General features: G+C 68.5%; 26 protein-coding genes. 10 read left to right on the top strand and 16 right to left on the bottom strand.

Going from position 1 to position 25,818, the window contains the following annotated elements; all coding sequences use genetic code 11:
- The first annotated feature begins 6 nt into the window (after positions 1-6).
- Positions 7-990 carry a UDP-N-acetylglucosamine 4,6-dehydratase (inverting) gene (gene pseB, locus AJAP_RS01300; protein ID WP_038507572.1) on the top strand — a complete coding sequence of 328 codons (984 nt, stop codon included), beginning with the start codon at positions 7-9 and terminating at the stop codon, positions 988-990.
- Positions 983-2,116, top strand: coding sequence for a DegT/DnrJ/EryC1/StrS family aminotransferase (locus AJAP_RS01295; protein WP_038507569.1), 1,134 nt, complete (start codon positions 983-985; stop codon positions 2,114-2,116). Before pseB ends, AJAP_RS01295 begins: the two co-directional genes overlap by 8 nt.
- On the opposite strand, the gene pseI is transcribed toward AJAP_RS01295, so the two are convergent.
- From pseI to AJAP_RS01275, 4 genes are read right to left on the bottom strand one after another with little or no spacing between them, the layout of a single operon-like run.
- Positions 2,113-3,168: a pseudaminic acid synthase gene (gene pseI / locus AJAP_RS01290; protein WP_038507566.1), complete on the bottom strand. Its 1,056-nt coding sequence runs from the start codon at positions 3,166-3,168 to the stop codon at positions 2,113-2,115. The two genes, AJAP_RS01295 and pseI, sit on opposite strands and share 4 nt — an antisense overlap.
- A 30-nt stretch (positions 3,169-3,198) precedes the next feature.
- Positions 3,199-3,651, bottom strand: coding sequence for a GNAT family N-acetyltransferase (locus AJAP_RS01285; protein ID WP_038507563.1), 453 nt, complete (start codon positions 3,649-3,651; stop codon positions 3,199-3,201).
- Between the two features lie 3 nt (positions 3,652-3,654).
- Positions 3,655-4,095, bottom strand: coding sequence for a hypothetical protein (locus AJAP_RS01280; protein ID WP_038507561.1), 441 nt, complete (start codon positions 4,093-4,095; stop codon positions 3,655-3,657).
- A 35-nt stretch (positions 4,096-4,130) separates the two neighbouring features.
- Entirely contained in the window at positions 4,131-4,760 is a 630-nt protein-coding gene (locus AJAP_RS01275; RefSeq protein WP_038507558.1) for a hypothetical protein, read from the bottom strand.
- A 145-nt stretch (positions 4,761-4,905) separates the two neighbouring features.
- On the opposite strand from AJAP_RS01275, the gene wzm reads away from it, so the two are divergent.
- From wzm to AJAP_RS01255, 4 genes are read left to right on the top strand one after another with little or no spacing between them, the layout of a single operon-like run.
- Positions 4,906-5,859 (top strand): galactan export ABC transporter permease subunit Wzm/RfbD, encoded by a 954-nt coding sequence (gene wzm, locus AJAP_RS01270; RefSeq protein ID WP_038507556.1) that lies wholly within the window; start codon positions 4,906-4,908, stop codon positions 5,857-5,859.
- 3 nt (positions 5,860-5,862) lie between these two features.
- Entirely contained in the window at positions 5,863-6,687 is an 825-nt protein-coding gene (gene wzt / locus AJAP_RS01265; RefSeq protein ID WP_038507553.1) for a galactan export ABC transporter ATP-binding subunit Wzt/RfbE, read from the top strand.
- On the top strand, positions 6,684-7,592 hold the full coding sequence (glfT1, locus tag AJAP_RS01260; protein WP_038507551.1) for a galactofuranosyltransferase GlfT1: 909 nt from the start codon (positions 6,684-6,686) through the stop codon (positions 7,590-7,592). Before wzt ends, glfT1 begins: the two co-directional genes overlap by 4 nt.
- Positions 7,593-7,648: 56 nt before the next feature.
- Positions 7,649-9,376: a hypothetical protein gene (locus AJAP_RS01255; protein ID WP_228694836.1), complete on the top strand. Its 1,728-nt coding sequence runs from the start codon at positions 7,649-7,651 to the stop codon at positions 9,374-9,376.
- Between the two features lie 63 nt (positions 9,377-9,439).
- Here the strand turns inward: AJAP_RS01255 and AJAP_RS01250 are convergent, their stop codons facing one another.
- The 4 genes from AJAP_RS01250 to AJAP_RS01235 form a co-directional block, all read right to left on the bottom strand.
- Positions 9,440-10,897, bottom strand: coding sequence for a hypothetical protein (locus AJAP_RS01250; protein WP_038507547.1), 1,458 nt, complete (start codon positions 10,895-10,897; stop codon positions 9,440-9,442).
- Positions 10,898-10,907: 10 nt separating this feature from the next.
- The gene (locus tag AJAP_RS01245; protein WP_038507544.1) at positions 10,908-11,459 is read right to left on the bottom strand and encodes a DUF3558 domain-containing protein; all 552 of its coding nucleotides are present in this window, start codon (positions 11,457-11,459) and stop codon (positions 10,908-10,910) included.
- Between the two features lie 6 nt (positions 11,460-11,465).
- Positions 11,466-11,942, bottom strand: coding sequence for a hypothetical protein (locus AJAP_RS01240; protein ID WP_228694835.1), 477 nt, complete (start codon positions 11,940-11,942; stop codon positions 11,466-11,468).
- 143 nt (positions 11,943-12,085) lie between these two features.
- Positions 12,086-12,850, bottom strand: coding sequence for an ESX secretion-associated protein EspG (locus AJAP_RS01235; protein ID WP_038522168.1), 765 nt, complete (start codon positions 12,848-12,850; stop codon positions 12,086-12,088).
- Positions 12,851-12,964: 114 nt separating this feature from the next.
- Here AJAP_RS01235 and AJAP_RS01230 point away from each other — a divergent pair, with 114 nt between their 5' ends.
- Complete coding sequence (locus AJAP_RS01230) at positions 12,965-13,207, top strand: hypothetical protein (protein ID WP_016330689.1); 243 nt, start codon at positions 12,965-12,967, stop codon at positions 13,205-13,207.
- Here AJAP_RS01230 and AJAP_RS01225 read toward each other — a convergent pair.
- From AJAP_RS01225 to AJAP_RS01215, 3 genes are all read right to left on the bottom strand, one after another.
- On the bottom strand, positions 13,204-14,217 hold the full coding sequence (locus AJAP_RS01225; protein WP_038507541.1) for an acyl-CoA dehydrogenase family protein: 1,014 nt from the start codon (positions 14,215-14,217) through the stop codon (positions 13,204-13,206). The two genes, AJAP_RS01230 and AJAP_RS01225, sit on opposite strands and share 4 nt — an antisense overlap.
- A 122-nt stretch (positions 14,218-14,339) precedes the next feature.
- Positions 14,340-16,265 (bottom strand): glycosyltransferase, encoded by a 1,926-nt coding sequence (locus AJAP_RS01220; protein ID WP_038507539.1) that lies wholly within the window; start codon positions 16,263-16,265, stop codon positions 14,340-14,342.
- A 6-nt stretch (positions 16,266-16,271) separates the two neighbouring features.
- Complete coding sequence (locus AJAP_RS01215; RefSeq protein WP_038507536.1) at positions 16,272-16,754, bottom strand: GtrA family protein; 483 nt, start codon at positions 16,752-16,754, stop codon at positions 16,272-16,274.
- 101 nt (positions 16,755-16,855) lie between these two features.
- On the opposite strand from AJAP_RS01215, the gene AJAP_RS01210 reads away from it, so the two are divergent.
- Together AJAP_RS01210 and AJAP_RS01205 are read left to right on the top strand one after the other, a co-directional pair.
- Positions 16,856-18,226 carry an FAD-binding protein gene (locus tag AJAP_RS01210; RefSeq protein WP_038522166.1) on the top strand — a complete coding sequence of 457 codons (1,371 nt, stop codon included), beginning with the start codon at positions 16,856-16,858 and terminating at the stop codon, positions 18,224-18,226.
- Entirely contained in the window at positions 18,223-18,978 is a 756-nt protein-coding gene (locus AJAP_RS01205; RefSeq protein WP_038507534.1) for a decaprenylphospho-beta-D-erythro-pentofuranosid-2-ulose 2-reductase, read from the top strand. Before AJAP_RS01210 ends, AJAP_RS01205 begins: the two co-directional genes overlap by 4 nt.
- A gap of 23 nt (positions 18,979-19,001) precedes the next feature.
- Here AJAP_RS01205 and AJAP_RS01200 read toward each other — a convergent pair whose 3' ends face one another.
- The 5 genes from AJAP_RS01200 to glf form a co-directional block, all read right to left on the bottom strand.
- Complete coding sequence (locus AJAP_RS01200; RefSeq protein ID WP_038522163.1) at positions 19,002-20,507, bottom strand: hypothetical protein; 1,506 nt, start codon at positions 20,505-20,507, stop codon at positions 19,002-19,004.
- A gap of 38 nt (positions 20,508-20,545) precedes the next feature.
- Positions 20,546-20,914: a hypothetical protein gene (locus tag AJAP_RS01195; protein ID WP_038507531.1), complete on the bottom strand. Its 369-nt coding sequence runs from the start codon at positions 20,912-20,914 to the stop codon at positions 20,546-20,548.
- 98 nt (positions 20,915-21,012) lie between these two features.
- On the bottom strand, positions 21,013-21,972 hold the full coding sequence (locus AJAP_RS01190; protein ID WP_038507528.1) for a decaprenyl-phosphate phosphoribosyltransferase: 960 nt from the start codon (positions 21,970-21,972) through the stop codon (positions 21,013-21,015).
- Positions 21,969-22,484 (bottom strand): phosphatase PAP2 family protein, encoded by a 516-nt coding sequence (locus tag AJAP_RS01185; protein ID WP_037333445.1) that lies wholly within the window; start codon positions 22,482-22,484, stop codon positions 21,969-21,971. The genes AJAP_RS01190 and AJAP_RS01185 overlap by 4 nt, the downstream gene beginning before the upstream one ends.
- Complete coding sequence (gene glf / locus AJAP_RS01180) at positions 22,477-23,703, bottom strand: UDP-galactopyranose mutase (protein ID WP_038507525.1); 1,227 nt, start codon at positions 23,701-23,703, stop codon at positions 22,477-22,479. Before glf ends, AJAP_RS01185 begins: the two co-directional genes overlap by 8 nt.
- A gap of 82 nt (positions 23,704-23,785) precedes the next feature.
- Between glf and AJAP_RS01175 the strand changes: the two genes are divergently transcribed.
- Positions 23,786-25,795, top strand: a complete 2,010-nt coding sequence (locus tag AJAP_RS01175; protein WP_038507520.1) for a DUF6541 family protein — start codon at positions 23,786-23,788, stop codon at positions 25,793-25,795.
- The last annotated feature ends 23 nt before the right edge of the window (positions 25,796-25,818 follow it).

The raw sequence follows: 25,818 nt of genomic DNA, 5'->3' as shown, positions 1-25,818 counted from the left end.
TCAACGATGTCCGAGCTGGATGGCTCCAGCATCCTGCTCACCGGCGGGACCGGTTCGTTCGGCAAGGCGTTCATCACCTACGCCCTGGCCGAGCTGAACCCGCGACGGCTGGTCGTGCTCTCCCGCGACGAGCTCAAGCAGTACGAAGCGCGCCAGCAGTTCGACAACGACCCGCGGCTGCGCTGGTTCATCGGCGACATCCGGGACCGCCGCCGCCTCGAGCGCGCGATGCACGGCGTCGACTACGTGGTGCACGCCGCCGCGCTCAAGCAGGTCGACACGGGTGAGTACAACCCGTTCGAATTCGTGCAGACCAACGTCGTCGGCTCGCAGCACGTCATCGAGGCCGCGATCGACACCGGGGTGAAGAAGGTCGTCGCGCTGTCGACGGACAAGGCGTCCAGCCCGATCAACCTCTACGGCGCCACGAAGCTGTGCGCCGACCGGATGTTCATCAGCGCGAACCACTACGCCGCGACGCATCCGACCAGGTTCTCCGTGGTCCGCTACGGCAACGTGATGGGCTCGCGCGGCAGTGTGATCCCGTTCTTCCGCGCGCTCGCGGCCAAGGGCGAGTCGCTCCCGATCACGCACAAGGAGATGACCCGGTTCTGGATCACGCTCCCGCAGGCCGTGCAGTTCGTGATCGATTCGTTCGACCAGATGAACGGCGGCGAGCTGTACGTGCCGCGTATCCCGAGCATGCGGCTGGTCGATCTCGCGCAGGCGATCGCGCCCGGTTCGCCGATGCACGAGGTCGGCATCCGCCCCGGCGAGAAGCTGCACGAAGAGATGATCGCCCCCGACGACGCCCGCCGCACCGTGCGGCTGAGCGACCGGTACGTCGTCCAGCCGCATATCGCGGGCTGGGGCTACGAACCGCCGACCGGCGGCGAGGCCGTGCCGGAGAACTTCGCCTACCGCTCGGACACCAACGACCTGTGGCTCGACGCGGACGAGCTGCGCGACCTGGTCGAGCAGTATGGCTGACTTCCTGCCCTACGGCCGTCAGTCCGTTTCGGACGAGGACATCGCCGCCGTCACCGAGGTGCTGCGCGGCGACTGGCTGACCACCGGCCCCGCCGTCACGCGGTTCGAATCCGACCTCGCCGAGCACACCGGTGGCACGCCCGCGGTGGCCGTCACGTCGGGCACGGCCGCGTTGCACGTCGCGTACGCGGCAGCGGGGATCGGCCCTGACGACGAGGTCGTCACCTCGCCGATGACGTTCGTCGCCACCGCCGCGACGGCCGCGTTGCTCGGCGGCAACGTCGTGTTCGCCGACGTCGAGGCGGACACGGGCAACCTCGACCCGGCGGCGGCTGCGGCTGCCGTCACCTCGCGCACCAAGGTCGTCGCGGCCGTGGACTACGCCGGCCACCCGGCCGAGCTGGACGAGCTCGGTCGGATCGCGCACGACAACGGCGCGCTGCTGCTGGAGGACGCGGCGCATTCCGTCGGCGGAAGCTGGCAGGGCAGGCCGGTCGGCTCGCTCGCCGACCTCACGACGTTCTCCTTCTTCCCCACCAAGAACCTCACCACGGCCGAAGGCGGCGCGGTGGTCGCCGGTTCGGACGAACTGCTGGCGCGCGCCCGCGGTTTCCGCAACCACGGGCTGGTGCGGGACAAGGCGGCGCAGCGGTATCCGGACGAAGGCGCTTGGCACCAGGAGGTGCACGAGTTCGGCCTCAACTACCGCTTGCCGGATGTGTTGTGCGCCTTGGGAAGCAGCCAGCTGCGCAGGCTCGCGGAGTTCAAGAAGCGGCGCGCGGAGATCCACGCGCGCTACACCGCCGCACTGTCCTCATTGGACGGAGTGCTGACACCTGCCGTGCGCGAAGGCGCGGATCCGGTGTGGCACCTGTACCCGCTGCGAGTCCTCGAAGGACGTCGCCGTGCGCTGTTCGATCACTTGCGCGCCAAGGGAATCGGCGTGCAGGTCAACTACATCCCCGCCTACTGGCACCCGGTGTTCGAGGACCTCGGGTACCGGCGCGGGATGTGCCCGAACGCGGAGCTGTACTACGGCCAGGAGCTTTCGCTGCCGCTGTTCCCGGCGTTGACCGACGCCGACGTGGACCGCGTCATCGACGAGGTCCACGGCTTCTTCGGCTAGATCAGGCCCCAGGTGAGCGCGGTGCCCTTCGGGACATCGGACGAGAAGGTGCGGCCGAGCACGTTCACGATCTCGGCGGGGGCCAGCCCGCCGGCGGGCCGGATCGAGCGGACGTTCTCCCGCGTCACCGTGTCCCCGGCACGCACGTCTTCGACGACGTAAAGGGAACGCCGCAGCCGCAGTCCTTCCTTCTCGCTCTCGCGCGGCCCGATCACGGCGGCGCCCAGCGCCTCCCACGCACGGTGCGATTCGGTGACCAGCGCGGCCAGTTCGGCGGGCTCCAGGGAGAACTCCGAGTCGACGCCGCCGTCGCTCCTGGCCAGCGTCACGTGCTTCTCGATGGCGACGGCACCGAGCGCGACGGCCGCGAGCGGGGCGCCGATGCCGGGTGTGTGGTCGGACAGCCCGACGAGCGTCCCGGTCACGCCCGCCAGGACGGGCAGGCCGCGCAGGTTGCTCTCGCTGGGCGACGCCGGGTAGCTCGCGGTGCAGCCGAGCACGATCAGCCGGTCATTGCCCGCCTCACGCGCGGTCCGGACCGCCGCGTCGATCTCGGCGACGCTGGCCATCCCGGTCGAGATGATCAGCGGCTTGCCGGTTTTCGCGCACAGTTCGATCAGCGGCAGGTCGACGATCTCCGACGACGCGATCTTGTACGCGGGCGCGTCCAGCGACTCCAGCAGTTCGACGGCGGTGGGGTCGAACGGGCTGGAGAAGATCTCCAGGCCGCGAGCGCGGGCGCGTTCGAACAGCGGCTCGTGCCATTCCCACGGCGTGTGGGCGCGCTCGTAGAGCTTGTAGAGGTTCTCGCCGCCCCACAGCGAATGCGAGTCGCTCACCCGGAAAGCGGGGGCGTCGACGTCGATCGTGATCGTGTCCGGCCGGTAGGTCTGCAGTTTGACCGCCTGCGCGCCGGTTTCGGCGATCGCGTCGACGATCTCCAGCGCCCTGGCGAGCTCGCCGTTGTGGTTACCGGACATTTCGGCGATGACGAACGGCGGATGCCCGGCCCCGATGCGGTGCGCGCCGATCCGGACTTCCTGTGCTGACATGGACGAAACGCCTCCCTGACGACGGTCTGGTCAGGACACAGTCTTACGCAGCTTCCGGAAACCGTCGACGGCAGGCGCGGTCTCGGCGTACCCGGCCCGGTCGAAGAGCGCGGCCGACGCCGCGTTGTCCCGGTGCACGGCCGCGGTCACCACCCGCACGCGGTGACCGGTGGTGAAGGCCCGCTCGCCCTCCGCCAGAACCGAAGCCGACAAGCCGCGGCCCCGGCTTTCCGGCGCGAGGGTGATGCTGACCTCCCAGACCCCTTCGTCCTCGCGGTCGAACCGGACGGTGCCGACCGGGATCCCGTCGAGTTCGACGACGTACAGCACCCTGTCCGGCGACGCCAGCACCCCACGCAGCCACGCGGAATGCTCGTCGAGCGTGATCACCGCGGTCGAACGGGACGCCTGCCGGGTACGAGGATCGTTCCGCCAAGCGAGCAGCAATCCGGCGTCGGCCTCCGTGGCCTCGCGAGCCAGCACGGATTACTGCGTCTGCTCGATGGTTTCGCGCTGGCGGTCTTCGATCCGGCGCAGCCGGTCCTCGTACCGGGCGATCCCGGCGAGCCGGACGCGGATCTGGGCGTGCTGGCGCTGGATCTCCTGGATCAGGCTGCGCGCCTCGGCCAGCTCGGGCTTGTCCGCGTGCACCGGCAGCGACAGCGACTCGCGCAGATCCTCCAGCTGGGCCTCCTGGGCCGCGACACTCGGGATCAGGCGGTCCAGCTCGGCACGGGTCCAGCGCAAGTCGCCGCGAGCGTGCTCGAGGCCGCTCTCGGCGCCGTCGAGCCGTCGGCGGTGGTCCGCGGTGGCGTGTTCGAGGTCGTTGACGCGCCCGTTGAGGTCGCGAAGCCGCTCGTCGATCCGGAAGTCGATGAGCCGGGCGATCCGGCCGATCACGCCGCTGCGGAGTTTCTGCACTGCCATGGGGTGTTCCTTCTCGGGATGGGCTGGCTGGGAGTTCAGCGCAGGAGTTCGGTTTCGCCGGTTTTCGTCCACGAGTCCAGCAGCCTGCCTTCGGCGGCGATGCGGTGCTCGGGTCCGACGATGCAGGAGTCGCCCGCGGCGTGCTCCCAGTGGGTCTGGGCCGGGTCGTCGATGAACGAGAACCCGGACAGGACCAGCGTGGCGTGCGGGAACGACGTGCGCGCGATCCACGCGGCCAGCGTCCCGGTGGTCGACCACAGGCCCTCTTCGCGGCTCGGCAGCCCGAGCGCGTCGGACAGCGGCAGGACGACCTCGCGGTTCGGCACCGGCACGTAACCGAGGTCACCGGGCCACCAGCCGGGGATGTCTTCGGGCTCCCAGTGCATCCGGCCCGGCTCGACCAGCAGGTAGAGCCGTTTGCGGTAGTCACGGAAGACGTGCTTGGTGGCGCGGACGGCGCGGTTGAACACGACGACGTGCACCCGGCTGCCGACCGTTTCGGGGCCACCCGGCTCGTCGACGACGAAGCCGTTGACGCGGATCACGAGGTCACAGGCGTCGATGGCCTTCGCGCGCCGGGGGTCCGGCGGAAGCGGCTGATTCCCGACCACGGCCACCGAACGGGGCTCCGGCCGGTCGGCGTATGCGGCGAGCAGATTGACCATCAGGCTCGCGTCGCCGAGTGCAGCAGTCATGAGGGCAGAAAGTACCAGCACACGCACCGCGTTCGGGTGCGAATCCGACGGTAGCGTTCCGTGGTCGGGACGGGGCGCCCCAGGCATCATCGGCCCCATCGGTACCCTCGTTCCCGTGCATGCCACCAGCACGGTTCACGCCGCCGACGGTGCTGCTCCGACCTCGGTTCCGCCGATTTCGGACAGCAAGACCTTTTCGCGCGCGTTCGCCGACATCAAGACCGGTTTCGCCGCCAAAGAGCTGTGGGGACACCTCGGCTGGCAGGACATCAAGCAGCGCTACCGCCGCTCGGTGATCGGCCCGTTCTGGATCACCATCAGCCAGGGCGTCATCGCACTCGGCCTGGGGCTTCTGTACTCACAGTTGTTCGGCATGCCGACGTCGACGTTCCTGCCCTACATCAGCACGGGCTTCATCATCTGGGGCTTCATCAGCGGCTGCCTGTCCGAGGGCATGGAGACCTTCATCTCCAACGAGGGGCTGATCAAACAGCTCCCGGCGCCGCTTTCGGTCTACGTGCTGCGCACGGTGTGGCGTCAGACCCTGATGCTGATGCACAACCTGATCGTCTACGTCATCGTGGTCTCGATCTTCTTCACTTCGCTCAATCACCAGTACTCGCTGAACACCGGCAACTGCAACGAGGGCTTCTCCGGCATCTGCCACCCCGGCATCGGCTGGTACTCGCTGACCGCGATCCCCGGTTTCTTCCTGCTCGCCTTGAACGCCGGCTGGGTCACCCTGCTGCTGGGCATCATCTCGACCCGCTACCGCGACATCCCGCAGGTGATCAACTCGCTCATCCAGCTGCTCTTCTACATGACGCCGATCGTCTGGCCGATCGACCAGCTGCTGGCGGGAGGCGCGCGGGCCGCGACCTCGTGGGCCCTGCCGTTCGTCCACGGCAACCCGTTGTTCCACTTCATCCAGATCGTGCGCGCACCACTGATCGGGCAAGAAGTCAGCATCAACAGCTGGTACGTGGTGCTCGGCATCACCGTCGTCGGCTGGGTCCTCGCGCTGGTCGCGATGCGCAATTACCGTTCCCGCGTCTCTTATTGGGTGTGACAGATGGTCAGCATTGATGTGCACAACGCCTACGTCGACTTCCCCATTTTCGACGCGAAGACCCGCTCCATGAAGAAAAAGGTGCTGGGCAAGGTCGGCGGCAAGATCGGCACCGAGACCAAGGTGCCGATCATCGAGGCCCTCCACGACGTCTCCCTGTCGCTGAAAGAAGGCGACCGGGTCGGCCTCGTCGGCCACAACGGCGCCGGGAAGTCGACGCTGCTGCGGCTGCTGTCCGGCATCTACGAACCCACCCGTGGTTCGGCGCGGATCACCGGCAAGATCGCCCCGGTCTTCGACCTCGGCATCGGCATGGACCCGGAGATCTCCGGACTGGAGAACATCATCATCCGCGGCCTGTTCCTCGGGATGACCGCGAAGCAGATGGAAGCCCGGGTCGACGACATCGCGGAGTTCACCGAACTCGGCGACTACCTGCAGATGCCGCTGCGGACGTACTCGACCGGTATGCGGGTGCGCCTGGCGCTGGGCGTGGTCACCTCGATCGACCCGGAGATCCTGATCCTCGACGAGGGTATCGGCGCGGTCGACGCGGCGTTCCTCAACAAGGCCAAGGACCGACTGAAGGCGCTGGTCAAGCGCTCGGGGATCCTGGTGTTCGCCAGCCACTCGGACGAGTTCCTCTTCGAGCTCTGCGACTCCGCCATCTGGATGGACGAGGGGCACGTCAAGCAGCGCGGTTCGCTGCGCGACGTGCTCACCGGCTACAAGGGGCGCGACCCGTTCGAGAACATGAGCAAGGAGACGCTGGAGCGGTTCGGTATCGAACCCGAACCGGTGGCGACGACGAACGGTGGCCAAGGATGACCAGCGAGACCCGGCAGTTACCCGAAGGCGCCGTCGTCGGCGTGGTCGTCACGCGCCATCGACGGGAACTGCTCGCGGACTCGCTCAAGGTGATCGCCGCGCAGACCCGGCCGGTCGACCACCTCGTCGTGGTCGACAACGGGCCGGACAAGTCGGCGCGGGACATCGTCGAGGACTACCCGCTTCCCTTCACGTACCTGCCTTCGCACCGCAACCTCGGCGGTGCGGGCGGGTTCGCGCTCGGCATGCTGCACGCGCTTTCCCTTGGCGCGGACTGGATCTGGCTGGCCGACGACGACGGCCGCCCCGCCGACGAGAACGTCCTCGCGATCCTGCTGGAGGAGGCCGAGAAGCGGGACCTGGCCGAGATCTCCCCGGTGGTGTCCAACATCGACGCTCCGGACAAACTCGCGTTCCCGTTGCGGCGCGGGCTGACCTGGAAGCGTTCGTCGTCGGAACTGGGCGTCGACTTCCTGCCGGGGATCGCCTCGCTGATGAACGGCGCGTTGTTCCGCGCGTCCACTTTGGACGTCGTCGGCGTGCCGGATCTGCGGCTGTTCTTCCGCGGTGACGAGGTCGAACTGCACCGGCGCCTGGTGCGTTCCGGGCTGCCGTTCGGCACCTCGCTCAAGACCGCGTACCTGCACCCGGACGGCTCGGACGAGTTCAAGCCGATGCTGGGCGGCCGGTTCCACGCGCAGGATCCGGAGAACGAGGTCAAGCGCTACTACACCTACCGAAACCGTGGATATCTGCTGTCCCAGCCGGGTATGCGCAAGATCGGCGCGCTCGAAGTGGTGCGGTTCGGCCTGTACTTCGTCGGCGTGAAGCGGGACCCGAAGGCCTTCCTGCAGTGGCTCAAGCTGGTCCGCCAGGGTCGCAAGGAGAAGTTCTACCGCTACTGAGCGCATATCCGGCCGTGGCCGGGCAACCTGTGCCCGGCCTCAGGCGTGCTCAGCTCGTGAACGCACCTGTACTCGCGCTGGAAACCACCGAGGCGAGACCTAGATCCAGACATAGACCCAGCCGCCGGTTCGACGGGAATTTCGTCACCATCGGGCTGGTCGTGGCACTCTTCGCGGTCATCGCCTGGAACCGAAGATGGGTGTGCGACGACGGACTGATCGTGCTTCGGACCGTGCAGAACCTCTTGGACGGCAACGGTCCGGTCTTCAACGCCGGTGAACGCGTCGAAGCGAACACCAGCACCCTTTGGACGTACCTCCTCGCACTTCCCGGCCTCCTCGGCGTCCGGCTCGAATGGGCCGCCGTCGTTCTCGGACTGTTCTTCGCGGTCGCCGGATTGGCGCTCGGCCTCGACGGCGCGCGGCGCCTGCATCCCTCGAAACCGATCATTCCCGCCGGAGCACTCCTGCTTCTCGGCCTCTCCCCGTTCTGGGACTTCGCGACATCGGGCCTCGAAACCGGCCTCGTCACCTGCTGGCTCGCCGGCGTGTGGTGGCTGTTGGTCCGCCACGCCACCCGGCCCGACACGCGACCATGGGCGACGGTGTTCATCCTCGGCCTCGGCCCGCTGGTCCGCCCCGAATTCGCGGTGGTGACGGCGCTGGGGGGCGTCGCCTTGCTCCTCATCGCCAAGCCGGGCTGGAAACGCGCCCTGCTCTGGATTCTCGTCGCGGGCGCACTGCCGGCCGGCTATCAAGTGTTCCGGATGGGCTACTACGGCCTGATCACGCCGAACACCGCGCTGGCGAAAGAAGCCTCGAAGGCCCGCTGGGACCGGGGATTCTTCTACATCGCCGATCTGCTCGACCCGTATCTGCTGGTGATCCCGCTGCTCACGCTGGTGGTTCTCGCGGCCTTGGTGCTTCGGAGGCTGACGCGTGCGACGACCATCGCGGTCGTGATGCCGGTCGTCGCCGCGCTTTGCCTGCTCTTCTACGTCACGCGCGTCGGCGGTGACTACATGCACGGCCGGATGCTGCTTCCGTCGCTCCTGCTGCTTCTCCTCCCGGTGCTCGCCGTACCGCTGAGCAAGTGGACCGCGCTGCCCCTGCTGGTGCTCGGTGTGTGGGCCGTGGTGAGCGGAGGCTGGCTGCGGGCGCCCTCGGCGGTCGAGCACAAGATCGGCGCCCACGCCATCACCGATTCCCGCGTCTTCTGGCTCGACACCACGGGCAAGTCCCATCCGATCCTGGCCGAGGACGCCGCCAAGGCCATCGGGTATCTGCCGGAACTGGCCACGGCCATGGAAGGCGAGCAGGGGCCTGTCGTCGCGGTGTCGCGTTACCATCGATGGCTCGTCGTGCCGGCGCGGGAGCGGACCGTGGTCTCCTCTCCCGGCGCACTCGGCTTCCCCGGAATGCTGCTGTCCTACGACTACAAGGTGGTCGACGACCTCGGCTTGGCGAGCCCGCTGGCGTCGCACTCGCTCTCGATCGAAGGCGGGGCGATGGGGCACGACAAGCTGCTCTCGGTCGCCTGGACCCTCGCGGACGCGGGCCGGGGCACGCCGGAAGAGCTGTCCGCGGCGACCGAAGGCGTGGTTCCCGCGGAGGAGATCGCGTCCGCGAGGCGTTCCCTCGCGCGGCCCGAGATCCAGGAAATGCTGGCTTCCGTGCGAGCACCGCTGACCGGGAACCGGTTCTGGCAGAACCTGGTGCATTCGGTCGGCCGGTCCAGCCTGCGCTACGACCGCGACCCGTACGTCGCGCAGTTCGGACGCTGACCTCCGGATACGAAAAAGGCCCTTCCGCACGCCTGGCGTGCGGAAGGGCCTTTTCGGAGACGTCTACTCGCCGATGACCGGTGGCGCGGTGCGCATGTCGGTCCCGAAGACCTCGTCGGGGTCGCCCTCGACGAGGTACGTCGGACGCTGGTGCTCGGTGTCCTCGTCCCCGTCCGACTGCTGGCCGCGGCCACCCATGCCGCCGCCCATCCCCGGCCCGCCGCGACCGGCCGCGCCGCCGCCGAGACCGCCCATACCGCGGCCGGCGGCCGCTTCGGCGGCACCGATACCACCCGGGCGGGCCGCGCCGGACGCGGAACCCGAACCGGGCGTGGAACCGCCGCCGCTGCCGGGGCCGAACCCGCTTCCGCCGCCACCGCGGCCGGTTCGGCTGTTGTAGTCCGAGTCGCCCATGCCGCCACCCATCATGGGCGGCGCCATCGGCATGGGGCTGATCGGCATCGCGGTGTTGTTGTTGGGGCCGGACGTGGTGATCGGCGCCGGCCCGTTCTGGAAGCCGGACGGCGTCGTACCCGACGGAAGGCTGCCGGATCCCGTGGTGCTGCCCGGGCCGGGCAGGTTGGAGCCGTAGCCGCCGCCACCGCCTCCACCACCGCCGCTACCCCCGCCACCGCTGCCGGGCGGGATGTAGGTGTTGCCGGGGTTGTTGGAGCCGGGCGTGTTCGAACCGGGCGGCACCTGGTACGGCTGCGGCTTGCCCGGATCGTCGATACCGCCTCCGCCGCCCTCGCCGAACTTCGGCGGCTCGGCGAACACCGGCTGCTTCGACGCGGCCTCGTACAAGGACTTGTCGTAGCTGTTCATGGCGGAGGCCGCCTGGGTGTGGGCCTCCTGGCTGTCCTTCTGCTTCTGGATGGACTTGTCGATGTTCTCGCCCATGTTGAACGGGTTCGACGTCATCCACCCCCCGACCTCTTCCTTCCAGCTGAAGGGGATCGGCTTGGGCATCGTGTTCTTCACGGTGGAGGCCGCGGTGCCCTGGTCGTAGATCGTCTCGGAGGCGAGCTTGGCGTTCTGGGAGTTCGCCTCGGACCATTTGCTGAGGCTCTTGAAGTAGCCCTGCGCGTTGCCCGCCGCGTCACCTTCCCAGGTGCCCTGCGAAGCGGTGACGGCCTGGTCCATCGCCCTCGAGAAGGTGTCGAAGGCCTTGTGGATCTCGTGGTACGCGGTCGAGACCTCGGAGACCTGCTCGACGTTCAGGTTGCTGTTGACGAACTGTTCCAGCTTCTCGTGGTCGTAGCCGAGGTAGTCGCCGTTCGGCGGCTCGAGCCCCTCGACGTACTTGACGTCCTTGTTCTTGGTCAGCTCGTCGACGGTCTTGTCGCCGACGTCTTCGGACTGCTGCTGAGCCCTGCCCTGGGCGATCAACCGCTGGAAGATGCCGAACGGCCCGTCGTCGCCCTCGCCGCTCGCCTTGTCCCGGTAGTACTGGTCCCGGGCTTGGGGCGAGAGACCGGCGACGTACTCCTGCTCGGTCATCTGAGCCTTGTTGGTGGTCATCCTGGTCCCCCTAGCCCTTCGGAAGTTTCGGTTCGACGATGTCGGCGATCTTTTCCGCCATCCCGCACGACTTCTCCGGATCCGAGGCGACGACCACGATGTCGGCCCGGGCCGAGGCGCCGATTTCGAGCGCCATCAGGCAGCCGGAGGGCGGTTTCGGGACGAGTACCGCTTTGCGGCCGTTGACGTTGCCGGTGGTCTTGCCGTTCCCGCCGTCGGAGACGCTGTCGATGCCCTGCTTGTCACGGATGTCGACGCCGAGCGAGACGGCGTCCGCCGCCGTCTCGGCCTCCTTGGTGAACTCGCAGCCACGGGCACCGGCGTCGTTCTGGGGAACCGGCGCCTTGAAGGTGCCATACGACGCGAGATCGGTCACGCCGAGGAGCGAGCACGGATCGATCGACGCGGGGTCGGCGCCACCGGTGGCCGTCGTCGGGGCGGTGGACTCGCCGCCTTGCGACGGCGACGACGGCGCCGCGGAGGGCGTGCCCGGCTTTTCGGTGGAACAGGCCGCGAGCACGAACGCGGCCGCGGTCAGCGGTACGAGGAGCAGCTTCTTCATTCCGCCTCAGTTCTTGAGCCGATCGAGCGCCTCGACCGTTTCGTCTTCCTTCTTCTTGTACTGCCCCGACGCGCGCAACAGCGCTTCCTCGGTGTCCTGCACGACCTGCTTGAACTTGCCGAGCACGGCACTCGCCGAATTGGCCGACTGGGCGGCGCCCTTCTGGTCGTGGGCCGCGACGGCCCTGCCGTACGGGTGGTCGCCGAGCTGCGGCGCTTCGGAGAGCCGGATCGTCTGCCGCTCCAGCCTGGTGAGCTCGGTCCCCATGTCGCGCACCGCTTTGAGCAGCGGCTTGACGCCTTCGGAGGTGATCTTGAAGCCGCCGCTCTTGGCGGCCGAGACCAGCTTCTGGGTCTCCGCGCTCACCTGGGCTACCGCGGCCGCGTTCAGGCCACCCGCCGCCACATAACCGGCTGCCGCGCCCATGGCCGCGCCGATCGAGAAGTCCGGTGCCGCCTGTCCGCCGTCCGCTTCGAAAGCCATCGCCCGCCCCACTGCCTCGTCTGCTCGCCCGTGCGTATCGCCCGGCAGTCTACTAGCCGGGCACTCAGCGCGACGGTGATTCACCGATCGCCGAAGATCTCCGTGACTGTGACGAAACGGGCGTCACCCCGGTTCCCCGTGGTTCAGAACTGCCCTTCGAGCTGGGCATACAGCTGCTGAGCGATCCTCGCGTTGTCGGCGGGAGCGTAGGTCAGCCAGCTTTGCCCGTCGGCCGCCTGGCGCGAAGTCATCATGAAGCGGCCCGCTTCGGTGTCGAACCACGCCAGCGGCGGGAAGACCTGGCCACCGCGGATGAACACGCTGAACTGGCCCACTCGCGTCTTCGGCTTCTCGAAGATCCGCTCCACGTGCCGCAGCTGCGGGTTCGACCCGTGCGACCGCGGCCCGCTGACCTTGGCGAAGGGGTCGTACGTGTCGTCGTTTCGAGGGCGCTTCGGCGCGCTCGCCGGCTTCGCGATGGTGACCGACTGACCGGGGCCTGCCGGGGTGAGCGGCAGCAGGTCGACGATCGACGCGACGATCGCGGTCGGCCTGGTCTCCTCGAACACGAGCAGGTTCTCGTCCTGGCGCACGACGACCGCGAACTGCCCGTTCGTCGCCGCCCTCGCGAGCAGCTGCTTGTCCTTGTCCATCTGCGCGACCGCCCAGACGGCGAGCTGCGGGTCGGCGAAGGTCGCGATCGCGAGTTCGACGTCGGCGTCGAGCCTGCCGCCGCGCATCAGGCCACGGCCTTCGAGGTCACGGAAGACGGCCTCGCGCACCATCGCGCGCTGATCGGTCGTCGTGCCGATGTGCGGGATCTCGAACGGGACGGGCGCCGGCCCGAACCGGCCGTGTTCGAGCAGGATGTCCACCGCCGCCAGCGACAACGAGAACGAATGCGGCATCGCCATTTCCCCCCGCGGGTGTCTTGTCCGTCGGGATGAACGTAGTCCACGCGCCCGATACGCCCGCAGCGAACCCGCTTGCCCGGCCGTGATCACGGCTGGTGCCATGGATCCATGGCAGACCAGAAACCCGCGCTCGTCCTCCATCTCGCCACCGGCGGGGAGCCGCTGCTCTTCGCGCTCACGACGGAAGAAACCGAACGGCTGACCAAGGATCTCTCGCATTTCGTCCGCACCGGTTCGGTGCAGACGATCCAGACGAGGGACGACTCCGAGGTGGCGATCAACTTCTCCCACGTCGCCGCCGCCTACATCGACGATCTGAACCGCAAGACGAGAGTGTTCGGGCTGCACTAGTTCCGGGAGAAGAGCTCCAGCAGTCCCGTTTTGATCTCCGGACGGCTGGCGGCGACCAGCAGGAAGGTGGCTTCCCGGACGAGCCGCTGGGGGTGTCGTCCGGCGAGTACCGACGTGCTGCCGTTGGCCGCGACCAGCGCGCCCGCGGCCCGGAAGGCGAGCTCCGCGCCCGCCGCCCTGGCCGCGGGCAGCGACGGCGGATCGGCGAGTGCCGCGTCGAGCCGCAGCCGGGCGGCGTCGATCTCGGCCCGGATCCCGGCGGCGACGTCGGCCTTCCCGAGTTCCTCGATGAGCCGCGCGGCACGGGCGGCGAGGCCGAGGGGCGCGCAGCCGTTGAGCCGGGAGGCGAAAGTGTTGCCCGCGACGAAATCGGCGTGCGGGATCTTCCCGTAGACGCGGTCGTCGGGCAGGAAGTAGCGGGTGAAGACGAGGTGCACGGTGGCCGTGCCCTGCGCCGCGACGAGGTCGAGCGGCCGGGCCTCCAGCCGCTCCCCCGCCACCGGGTCGATGATCGCGCTCACGACGGTGTCGCCGTCGCGGGCGCAGAGCTGGAGCAGGTCGATGACGCCCCAGCCGCTGACGAACGGGGCCTCGCCGTCGAGCAGGTAGCCGCCCTCGACGCGTTCCGCGCGCAACCTGGGCGGGGTCGGGATCACCGCGGCGAACGCGGCGCCCGCCTTGAGCTCCCCGCTGACCAGCCGCGGGAGATAGCGGTCGCGCAGTTCCGCGTTGCCCGCCGTCGTGAGCGCCGCGACCAGGCCGTGGTGCTGGATCCAGGTGAACATCGTGCTGAGGCAGCCGCCCGCCAGGGTCTCCAGGACCTGGACGATCGTCGGGAGGTCGACGCCCGGACCGCCGGCTTCCTTGGGCGCCGCGAGACCGTAGAAGCCTTCGGCGGCGAGAGCGTCGAAGTGGCTTGAGGGCACTTCGCCCTTGAGGTCGACTTCGGTGGCCGCGGGGAAGAGGAGATCATCGGCGAGGGCTTGGGCTCGGGTGACCAGATCCGTCATACAAGTAAGGCTACCCTTACTTGACCTCTTGTCGCCCGTCCCCGAACGCAAGGAAAGGCTCTTTCCTTGCAAAATTTGCAAGGAAAGAGCCTTTCCTAGCACGCGAGTGAAGCGAAGCGTGCTTACAGCTCGTAAAGCCGCTTCCAGTTGTCCCGCGAGGTCAGCTCGGGCATGGAGCGCTTGTACTGCTCCTGCACCGCCGCGCCTTCCTTGCGGAGCCGCTGGATCACCTTCGCGCCCCGGCGCGCCAGGTCGAACATCTTCGCGCGGTCGTACGAGCGGACCCGCACGCCTTCCTGCGAAGCGTCGGTGACGACGGCGGTGTCGAAGGTCGCGACGTGCCACCAGTGGGCCTCGTCGATCGGGATCGCGCCGAGCGAGTGACGGCTGCGGCCGAGCACCCGGTCGAGGATCCGCTTGATCAGCACCAGACGCTGCATGCTGGGCCGCGGCGCGCTGTTGATGATGCCGATGTCGTTCGACGCGATACCCGGGACGTCGGTGGCCTTGTGCCGTTTGGTCTCGGGGTACTCGTCGCGGATCCGGCGGATCTCCTTCATCGCGGCGACGCCGCCGTCACGCAGGACCTCCGGCCCCTCGAGGAAGTCCTCGACGGCCTTGATCAGCGTGGCGGACAGGCCGTACTGCATGCCGAGCAGGTACCGGACCAGCTGCGCGATGAGCACGCGCGAGAGCAGGTTCAGGTTGAACGGCGAGTGCAGCGCGGCGGTGATGATCGAGTTCCGCAGGTTGAAGTAGCGGTGCCACTCGTCCCAGTCCTTCCAGTGGAAGTCGGCGTGCCAGACGCCGGCGCCCGGAAGGGTGACCGTGGGGAAGCCGTGCGCGCGGGCGCGGTAGCTGTACTCCGCGTCGTCCCACTGGAAGAAGAACGGCAGCGGGTAGCCCGTGGCCTTGACGACCTCGTACGGGATCAGGCACGACCACCAGCCGTTGTACCCGGCGTCGAGGCGGCGTTCCTGGCGGTTCGGTTTGAGGGTCTCCTCGTCGACGCCGAGCAGGTCGGCGGTCGAGAGCGAGTGCGTCACCGGCTGGCCGGGCTCCAGCGTGTTCAGCCGGGCGTATTCGGCGCCGACGTGCAGCTGGTTCGGGTGCAGCAGGTTCAGCATCTGCCCGCCGACGATGACCGGGTTGACCGTGCGGTTGGAGAACGCGGTCATCCGGATCACCAGATCCGGCTCCAGCAGCACGTCGTCGTCCATGAACAGGACGTTCGCGTGCTCGGTCTCGGTGTGCCCGGCGACCTCGTAGAGGCCGCGGGTGAACCCGCCGGCACCGCCGAGGTTCGGCTGCTTGATGTAGTGCAGCTTGTCGCCGAGGTCCTTGGCGACCTGCTCGAAGCCGTCGCGCGACTCGACGAGGTCGGTGCCCTGGTCGGCGACGTAGATCGCGTCGAGCGTCTCCAGCGAGGAGACGTCGGCGGCGAGCGCCTGCAGGTTCGACAGGCAGTCGTCGGCGCGGTTCATCGTGCAGATGGTCACCGCGGTCGGGCGGATCTTCTCCGGCGCTTCGACCGTCCAGCGGACCTTCTCGACACGCAGCGACTGGCCGCCCTCGGTCTCGATGTCGAGCCAGAGCGCGCCGCCGTCGTAGAACTTGTCGAGCTTCGCGGTGAGCGTCACCTTCTGCTGCTTCGCACCCGCGACGACCTCGGCGGCGACGACCCGCGAGTCGCCCTCGATGTCGGAGGCACCGACGGACAGCTGGCCGTCACCGGTGACGACGGCCTCGACCTGGACCTCGGTCACGTCGGTCCAGCGCTGCCAGTAGCTGGCGGGGAACCGGCCGAAGTACGTGTTGCCGGACACCTTCGACGCGGGCTCGATGGAGATGCCCCCGCGCTCGCGCACGGCGGTACCCCATTCGAGTTCGGCGTAGAGGTCCTTGCTGACGATGGGGGCCGGGCCGGCGTAGAGCCCGCGCTGCGCGGTGAGACGGCCCTGCGGGGTGCGTTCCGCGAAGCGGGTGTCGTCGACAGTGCTCACCATGGCGCTCGGGGCCTCTCCGGTGACGGCGGCTTTACCGGGCATGAATCCTCAGTTCTCCTCTGTGCTGGTGGCGGTGGCGCGGGGCTCACGGAAGACGACCCACTTGAGCATGACGAAGTTGATCACGGTCGCGGTTGCCTGCGAGACGACCCAACCGAAGGTGGCCTTCCAGGCCGACTCCGGCAGGACGTGCAGCATCGTGCGGTTGACGCCGACGGCCACGAGGAACGTCACGGCGTACAAGAGCACGAAGCCACCGATCTGACGCGCGCCCTCCTGACGTCCACCGGCGAAGGTGAACTTGCGGTTCAGGAAGAAGGCGGTCGTGGTGCCCACGATGAAGCTGAGCGCGCGGGCGATGTCCACCCACGGCGTCACGTCCATTCCGAGGGCACGAAGCCCCTGGTAGACGCCGAAATCGACCAGGGCGCAGAAACCGCCGATGAGGCCGAAGCGGATGAGCTGCCCGAGCAGCCCAGGGGAGGACGGCGCTGCTGCCGTCACGCCGGCTTTCGGGTCGGTCGCCACCACTGCTCTACCTCATAAACTGCTGGGGCTGATGCGCAAAGTGTAGAAGCGAGCACTTCAGGGTCACGTTCCGGGCAGTGTTCGGCGTGGTTACCCTGGTCGGCGTGACCCAAGCACCCAAGACACAGCGGCAGTCGCTCATGGGCTGGGCAAGGACGTCGCCGAGTATCGCGAACGTCCTGAGCACCCCCGACGTGGAAGCCATCGCCCGCGCGGTGACGCGGGCCGGGGAACGCGGGGTCATCGCGCGTGGTCTCGGCCGCTCGTACGGCGACCCGGCGCAGAACGCGGGCGGCCTGGTCGTGGACATGACCGCGCTGGACCGCATCCACTCGATCGACCCGGATTCGGGCATCGTCGACCTCGACGCCGGGGTCAGCCTCGACAAGCTGATGCGCGAGGGCCTCCCCTACGGCCTGTGGGTCCCGGTGCTGCCGGGTACGCGCCAGGTGACCATCGGCGGCGCGATCGCCAACGACATCCACGGCAAGAACCACCACTCGGCGGGCAGCTTCGGCAACCACGTGGTGTCGATGGACCTGGTCACCGCCGATGGGCAGGTGCGCACGATCACGCCGGACGGCCCCGACGCGGAGCTGTTCTGGGCGACCGTGGCGGGCATCGGCCTGACCGGGATCATCGTCCGCGCCAAGATCCGGATGACGAAGACGGAGACGGCCTACTTCAAGGCCGACATCCAGCGCACCGCGAACCTCGACGAGACGCTGGCGCTGGTCACCGACGGCTCCGAGGACAACTACACGTACTCCTCCGGCTGGTTCGACTCGATCTCCAGGGGCACGAAGCTCGGCCGCGCCGCCTTCCAGCGCGGCTCGCTCGCCAAACTGGACGAACTGCCGCCCAAGCTGCAGGCCGACCCGCTCAAGTTCAACCCGGGCACCCTGGCGACCCTGCCGGACATCTTCCCGAACGGGCTGATGAACAAGCTGTCGTTCTCCATGGTCGGCGAGCTGTACTACCGCAAGACCGCCAAGAACGCGCGCGACGTGATCCAGAGCCTGACCGCCTTCTACCACCCGCTCGACCTGTTCGGCGAGTGGAACCGGGCGTACGGCACCAACGGCTTCCTGCAGTACCAGTTCAGCACGCCGCTGAACGCGCACGAGCCGCTGCGCCGGATCATCCAGAAGGTCGCGGACTCCGGGCACGTGTCGTTCCTCAACGTGTTCAAGCAGATGGGCGAGGGCAACCCGGCGCCGCTGTCGTTCCCGCACCCCGGCTGGATGGTCTGCCTCGACTTCCCGATCAAGGACGGGCTGAGCCGGTTCTGCCAGGAACTCGACGAGGACGTGCTCGGCCTCGGCGGCCGTCTGTACACCGCGAAGGACTCGCGCACCTCCGCGGAGAACTTCGCGAAGATGTACCCGCGGCTCGAGGAATGGCGCAAGGTCCGCGCTTCCGTAGACCCCGAAGGCGTTTTCGCCTCTGACATGTCCCGAAGGTTGGAACTGTGATCGACGCTGTGGGCAACCCCCAGTCCCTGCTGCTGCTCGGCGGCACCTCCGACATCGCGCTCGCGATCGCGGAGAAGTACCTGTCGGAGCGGCCCCTCCGGGTCGTGCTGGCCGGCCGCCAGTCGCCGCGGCTCGACGCGGCCGCTCAGCGCCTGAAGGACAAGGGCGCCGAAGTGTCCACCGTCGATTTCGACGCCAAGGCACTGGACACCCACCCCGCCGTGATCGACAAGGCCTTCGAGGGTGGCGACATCGACGTCACCGTCGTGGCGTTCGGCCTGCTCGGCGACCAGGAAGAGCTGTGGCAGGACCACGCGAAGGCCGTCGAGGCGGCGACCGTGAACTACACGGCCGCGGTGTCGGTCGGGGTCGCGCTGTCGAACAAGCTCAAGACGCAGGGGCACGGCAAGGTCATCGCGCTGTCCTCGGTCGCCGGTGAGCGGGTCCGCCGGTCGAACTTCGTCTACGGCTCCTCCAAGGCCGGTTTCGACGGCTTCTACCTGGGCCTCGGCGAGGCGCTGGCGGAGTTCGGCGTGCAGATCACCGTCGTCCGGTCCGGCCAGGTCCGGACCAAGATGACCGAAGGCCTCAAGGACGCCCCGCTGACGGTGGACGTCGAGCAGGTCGCCGAGACCGCCGTCGCCGCCTCGCGCGCCGGCAAGGAACTGGTGTGGTCGCCCGCGCCGTTCCGGCTGGTCATGTCGGCCCTGCGGCACATCCCCCGGCCGATCTTCCGGAAGCTGCCGATCTAAGGCCGACCCCGGACCCGCTCCCGTCAGCGGGCCGGGAGGAGGTACAGGCTTTGCGTGCCCATCCACGGCGAGTGGATGGTCCAGGTCGCCAGGGCGTTCGCGGGCGGGGCCTTGCTGGTGGTGGCCAGCACCAGATCCGGTGTCGCGGGCGGGACGCTGTGGTCGAAGAACCGGAAGTTCGCCGCCAGCAGCGCCTTCCCCAGCTCACTGCTGCGGTTCTTCGTCTCGATGATCGCCGGATCGACGGAGCCGCGGTCGGAGAACTGGTCGACGATGTCGCAATCGCACGAGTACGCGAGCGCGCCGACCTCCCCCGCGCTCTCCACCTTGCGCCCCTTCGTCAGTTCGCCCAGTTGCGAGCCGATCGCGCGGTATTCGTCCGACGCGGCGTGATTGCTGGTGATCGGCGCGAACCGGCGCGGCAGTTCGGGAGCGGCGTAGGCGACGGCGCTCGTCAGCAGGAACGCGCCCGCGAGGATCCCCGTCCCGAGCCGGGCCCGGCCGGGTACCGCGCAAGCCGCGGCGGCGAGGAAGACCGTCGCGCCGACGATGCTGGGCGCGTAGTACCAGTGGTACGGCGGGACGTTCAGCCAGCAATAGGCCAGATAATGCGCCGCGCCGGCGATGGCGAGGGTCGCGAACGGCAGCAAACGCTTCGCCCGCTCCGAGCCGCGCCGGAAGTGGAACGTCCACAGTAGACCGGCGAGCGCGCCGATCACGAGCGGCAGGAAGGAAAGTGTCGCCGCCACCGGGAAATTGCGCCAATACAGCAGCGGGCCGTTGGTGAAGCTGAACGGTCCCCACGACCGCTGCATGATCTTGATGACCAGGGTGTCCGGCACCGCCGAACCCAGCACCAGCCAGCTGAACCCGAACCACGGCAGCATCACCGCGAGCGCGGCGAACGTCATCCGCCAGATGCCCACCCAGAATTCGCGGCGCCCGAGGAACAGCACGAACGCGATCAGCAGCAGATCGATCCGGATCAGCGCGATCAGGCCGATCATCGCGCCCGCGGCGGCTGGCCGCCGTTCGTGCAGGAACACCATCGTCCAGACGACGGCCGTCGCGCCCATGGCGACTTCGAGGCCGACCGACGACAGCAGCAGCGGGTTCACCAGCAGCAGGCCCAGCGCGAGCGGGGCGAACCAACGCGAGAGCCCGGTCGCGGCGCCGATACGGCGGAGGCCGAGGACGAGCGCCACCTGGCTCGCGACGTAGACGATCCCGGCGGCGAACACGGCGTCTCGCACGATGAAGGTGACGAGCGCCAGCACGAGGACGTTCAGCGGCGACGTCGCGGTGTTGGCGGTGCCTTCTTCGATCAGGCCCCAGTGGCCGTGGAAGGCGAGGTTCTTCGCATACGAGAGCGTGATGTACGTGTCGTCGATCAAATGCCCGCTGACCAGCACGAACACCAGGGCCGACGCCACCGCCGCCCCGGCCGGGAGCACCCAGGGTCGGGTAAGGACGGCGGCTCCCGGCAGCGCACCGGAAGCCTGGGGCAGATCAGCGGAGGCGCTTCGCATCACGAACACCGTACACGGTGCCGTGATGATTCCGTTATCTACCCGCCGTGGCGCTGGTCACGCCAGCCGGGGCCGTCACGGAAGTCGCGATCCATGCCATGGCCGCCGGGGCCACGGTGTTCACGGGAGAAACCGGGCCGGTCGCCGTCGCGGGAGGCCAGTCCGATGGCGGTGCCGATGATGCCGCCACCGAGGACGAAGCCGAGTACGCCGACCGCGACCAGCTGCGTCGCGCGGTGCCCGGCGAAGCGGCGGAAACCGCCCTTCGCGGGCGGAGCCTGCTGCGCCGGAACCCAGCCCGGCGGCGGGCCCGCGGGCGCGGCGGCCGGGGTCTCGGCGGGTTTCTCGGCGGCGGGCTGCTCGACCGTCTTGTCCTCGTCTTCGGACGGCCGCTGCTGGTCAGTCATCTTTCGCTCCTCAGGCTGATGGGGGCGGGCTGTGTGCCCGCCCCCATCACCGAGGATGCGTGCGCTTCCTATGGATGCGCTGTGTGTGAGCTGTCGAATCAGAGATAGAACGACAGGAACAGCGTGACCACCCAGCTCGCGCCGAGCACCTGGAGCACGCGGTCCTTGAGCGCGATCTCCTCCGGCTCGCCCGCGTTGCCGCCGTCGACGTCGACGGCGTAGCGCAGGACGGCCACCACGAACGGGACCATCGAGACGACCGCCCAGACCGAGTCGTGCTCGACCTGGCGGATCTCGAACGCCCACAGGCAGTAGGACATGATCAGGATCGCCGCGGACGTCGCCCAGACGAACCGCAGGTAGCTCGCCGAGTACTTCTTGAGCGAGGACCGGATCTTCGCCCCGGTGCGCTCGAAGAGCATGATCTCGGCGTAGCGCTTGCCCGCCACCATGAACAGCGAGCCGAACGCGGTGACCAGCAGGAACCACTGCGAAAGCGCGATACCCGCGGCCACACCGCCGGCGATCGACCGCATCAGGAAGCCCGAGCCGACGATGGCCAGATCGACCACCGGCTGGTGCTTGAGCCCGAAGCAGTAGCCCAGCTGGACGGCCTCGTAGACCGCCAGCACGACCGCGAGCTGCCAGCTGGCGAAGAACGAGATGCCGAGACCGGCGGCGAAGAACACGGCCGCCGCGACGAACGCCACCGGCACCGGCACGATCCCGGCCGCGATCGGCCGGTTCCGCTTGGTCGGGTGCGCACGGTCCGCCTCGACGTCGATCGCGTCGTTGATGAGATAGACCGAGGAGGCCACCAGCGAGAACGCCGCGAAGGCGATCAGCGCGGCGATCAGCAGGCCGGTCCGGTCCGTCGACTTCGAAAAGGCGAAGAACGGTGCGGCGAACACCAGCACGTTCTTCACCCACTGGCGCGGGCGTGCCGTTTTGATGATGCCGCCGACGAGACCGCCGGCGACCTTCTTCGACTCGGCGGCCTCGGCCACGGGTTCTACGTCGTCAGGCTTGGAATCGGCCTTCTCGGTCGTTTCACTCATCGTCGCTTCAGCTTCCTACGTATCAAGCCGCCGACTACGCCCCCAAGGGCCGCTCCGGCCAGAACGTCGGTCGGGTAGTGGACGCCGAGCACGAGCCGGGAGGCCAGCATCGGCGGTACCAGGGCCGGGACCAGGTTACGCCCGGTCAATCCGGAGTAGAGCACCGCCGCCGCCGTAGTCGAGGTCGCGTGCGAGGACGGGAAGCTCAGCTTGCTCGGCGTGGAGACCAGGACCTCGACGCTCGGGTGGTCCGGTCGCGGCCGCCTGACCACGCGTTTCACCGCGATGGACGCGGCGTGCGCGCCGACGACGCCCGCCGCCGCGACCAGCCAGTCCTTGCGGCGCTTCTTGTCGACCGCGGCCCCGACGAGCCCCAGCGCGAACCAGCCCGCGCTGTGCTCGCCGAAGTGCGAAAGACCGCGTGCCGCCTTCACCGTGACGTCGCTCTTGAGGACGCCCTGAGCCTTCGCCAGGACGGCTACCTCACCCGTGGGTGCGCCCTTCTCAAGCATCGAGGGACCCGTCGAGAGGCGCGCCATCGGTCAGATGCGGCGCGATCTTGTTGTCGAACGCGGACAGCGCCGAACCGATGGCCATGTGCATGTCGAGGTACTTGTAGGTACCGAGACGGCCGCCGAACAGCACGTTCTTGTCCTTGGCCTCGGCCTTCGCCAGCTCGCGGTAGGCCTCGAGCTTCTCGCGGTTCTCCGGCGTGTTGATCGGGTAGTACGGCTCGTCGGCCTCGCCGGCGAAGCGGGAGTACTCGCGGAACACCACCGTCTTGTCGTTCGGGTAGTGCTTGCGCTCCGGGTGGAAGTGCCGGAACTCGATGATCCGGGTGTAGGGCACCTCTTCGTCGTTGTAGTTGACGACCGAAGCTCCCTGGAAGTCACCCGTCTCGACGACCTCGGATTCGAAGTCCACCGTGCGCCAGGTGAAGCGGCCCGCGGAGTAGTCGAAGTAGCGGTCCAGCGGCCCGGTGTAGACGGTCGGGGTACCGGCGGGGATGTGCTTTCGGACGTCGAAGTAGTCGACGTTCAGCCGCACCTCGATGTTCTCGTGCTCCGCCATCTTCTCGAGCCACGCGGTGTAGCCGTTGACCGGCAGACCCTCGTAGGTGTCGTTGAAGTAGCGGTTGTCGAAGGTGTAGCGGACCGGGAGCCGGGTGATGATGTCGGCGCCGAGGTTCTTCGGGTCGTTCTCCCACTGCTTGGCCGTGTAGCCGCGGATGAACGCCTCGTAGAGCGGGCGGCCGATCAGCGAGATGGCCTTTTCCTCGAGGTTCTGCGCGTTCGCGGTCTCGAACTCCGACGCCTGCTTGGCGATCAGCTCGCGGGCCTCGTCCGGCGTGTGCGACTTGCCGAAGAACTGGTTGATCAGCGCCAGGTTCATCGGCAGCGGGTACACCTGACCCTGGTACTTGCCGAACACCCGGTGCTGGTAGTTCGTGAAGTCGGTGAAGCGGTTGACGTACTCCCACACACGCTTGTTGGAGGTGTGGAACAGGTGCGCACCGTAGCGGTGCACCTCGATCCCGGTCTCGGGCTCGGCCTCGGAGTAGGCGTTGCCACCGATGTGGTGACGCCGCTCCAGCACGAGGACCTTCTTGCCGAGCTCGGCCGCGGCCCGTTCGGCGACGGTCAGCCCGAAGAATCCGGAGCCGACCACGATGAGGTCGTAGCCGGTGAAATCGGCTTCAGTAATCTTGTCGGGGTTCGTGTGCGCGCTCACGGGCGTCGAGGGTACGCACGTCGACTCCGTGCCCTGCAGCGAGCACCGGTTTTCACCTTCGACAGACACATTTTAGGAAGCAGTGCCTACTCCGGACACCTTCTGGTCGTACTTCGGTGCGACCCTCACCTACCTGGCCGTCCTCGCGGTCCCCGGCGGGCTCGTCGGCCGCGCCGCCGGCCTGCGCGGCTGGGCCCTGGCGGGGCTGGCCCCGCTGCTGTCCTACACGGTAACCGGACTGGCCGGTCCGTGGCTGGCACTCGCGGGCGTGTCGTACAACCCCCTGACCGTGGCGGCCGTCACGGCCGTGCTCGCCGGACTGGGCTTCGGCCTTCGGAAGCTGGGCCAGGCACGCGGCTGGATCAAGCCGGGCGCCGACGAGCCGCCGACGAAGTGGCACCCGCGCGCGCACTACGCCGTCGCGGCCTGCGTCGCGCTGGCCGTCGGCATCTCGATCCTCGTGGTGCTCTCGGCCCGCGGCGGCACGACGGCGGTGTTCCAGCGCTGGGACACCGTGTTCCACGCGAACGGCATCCGCTACATCGCCGAGACCGGCGACGGCTCGCTGACCGGGATGGGCACCATCAACTGGTACCCGGACGGCTCGTTCTACCCGAACGCGTATCACCTGGTCGGCTCGCTCGTGTACTCGATCTCGGGCACGACGATCCCGGTCACGCTGAACGCCATCACCATGCCGGTCGCCGGGATCTTCGCGCTGTCGATGGTCGCCCTGATCCGCCAGCTCGGCGGGCGCGCGGTGTTCGCGGGCTGCACGGCGCTGGTGGCCGCCGCGGCCACCACCGGCGCGTACGAGTCGGTGTCGAGCGGGCTGCTGCCGTTCGCGCTGGGGATCGTGCTGACGCCGCTGGCCGTGGTCGCGCTGGCCCGCTTCCTCGCGCGGCCCGGCCTCGACACCGGCTACGTGCTCGCGCTGACCGCGGTCGGCCTGCTGGCGGCGCATTCGTCGGCCCTGTTCGGCGCGCTGCTGTTCGCCTTCCCGCTGGTGGTGCAGCGCTGGTACCGCGCGCTGCGGCACAAGCCGCTCGACGGCGTGCCCGAGGGCCGCGGCGGCTGGCGGGTCATCGGCGGCGACGTCGTCAAGATGGTGCCGGTGATGGTGGGGAGCGCGCTGCTCGCGGCGCCGCACATCCTCGGCGCCCTGAAATTCACTTCGGGTTCATACCCTTATTACGCGTGGGGCTCCGACCTGCCGGTGCTGAAGTCGCTGGGGCTGCTGGTGACCTTCCGGCAGGTGCTGAGCGCGCCGCAGGTGTGGCTGACGGTGCTGCTGGCGATCGGCGCGCTGAGCCTGTTCCGGCTCGGGCGGATGCGCTGGGTGGGGCTTTCGGCGATCGGCTTCTCGGCGCTGTTCGTGCTGGTCGCCTCGTACGGCGCCGAACCGTGGGTGATCTCGCTGTCGCGGCCCTGGTGGAACGACCGGTACCGGCTGATGGCGCTCGCCGCGATCCCGCTGTGTCTGCTCGCCGGGCACGGGATGGCGGAGCTGCAGCGCTGGTTCGCCAAGTGGGCGAGCGGCCGGTCCTGGGTGAAGAGCCGTCCCGCGCTGCCCGCCAGGCTGGGGCTGGCCACCGCCGTGTTCGTCGTGGCCGCGTCGGCCGTGCTGACCAAGGGTTTCTACACCGAGTCGAACGCGCACGCGGTGTCGTTCCTGTACTACAACGGGCCCGAGGGCGAGGTCACGCCGCCGGTCAGCGCCGACGAACTGGCCGCGATGAACGAGCTGACCAAGATGAACATCGGTCCGGACGAGAAGGTGCTCAACGAGCGCTTCGACGGGACGGCGTGGCTGTACGCGATCACCGGTATCCACCCGGTCGCCGGGCACTACGACCCGGGTGTGCCGCCGCCGGACGCGAAGTACCTCGCGCTGCACTTCCGCGACTACGACACCGACCCCGAGGTGCAGGCCGCGGTGAAGCGACTGAACATCAAGCACGTGCTGATCGGGAGCACCCCGATCAAGATCGGCGAGCCGCCGGCGCCGGGGCTGCGGGATCTGGACGGGCTGAACTTCCTGCGGAAGGACTTCTCCAACGCGGGCGCTTCGATCTACACGTTGACGCGCTGACGGCTGCTTCGCGCGGCCGGCGC

This window comes from Amycolatopsis japonica (assembly GCF_000732925.1).
Taxonomy (GTDB): Bacteria; Actinomycetota; Actinomycetes; order Mycobacteriales; family Pseudonocardiaceae; genus Amycolatopsis; species Amycolatopsis japonica.
Note: the sequence above shows the minus strand (reverse complement) of the source record. Positions and strands in the feature narration are given on the sequence as shown.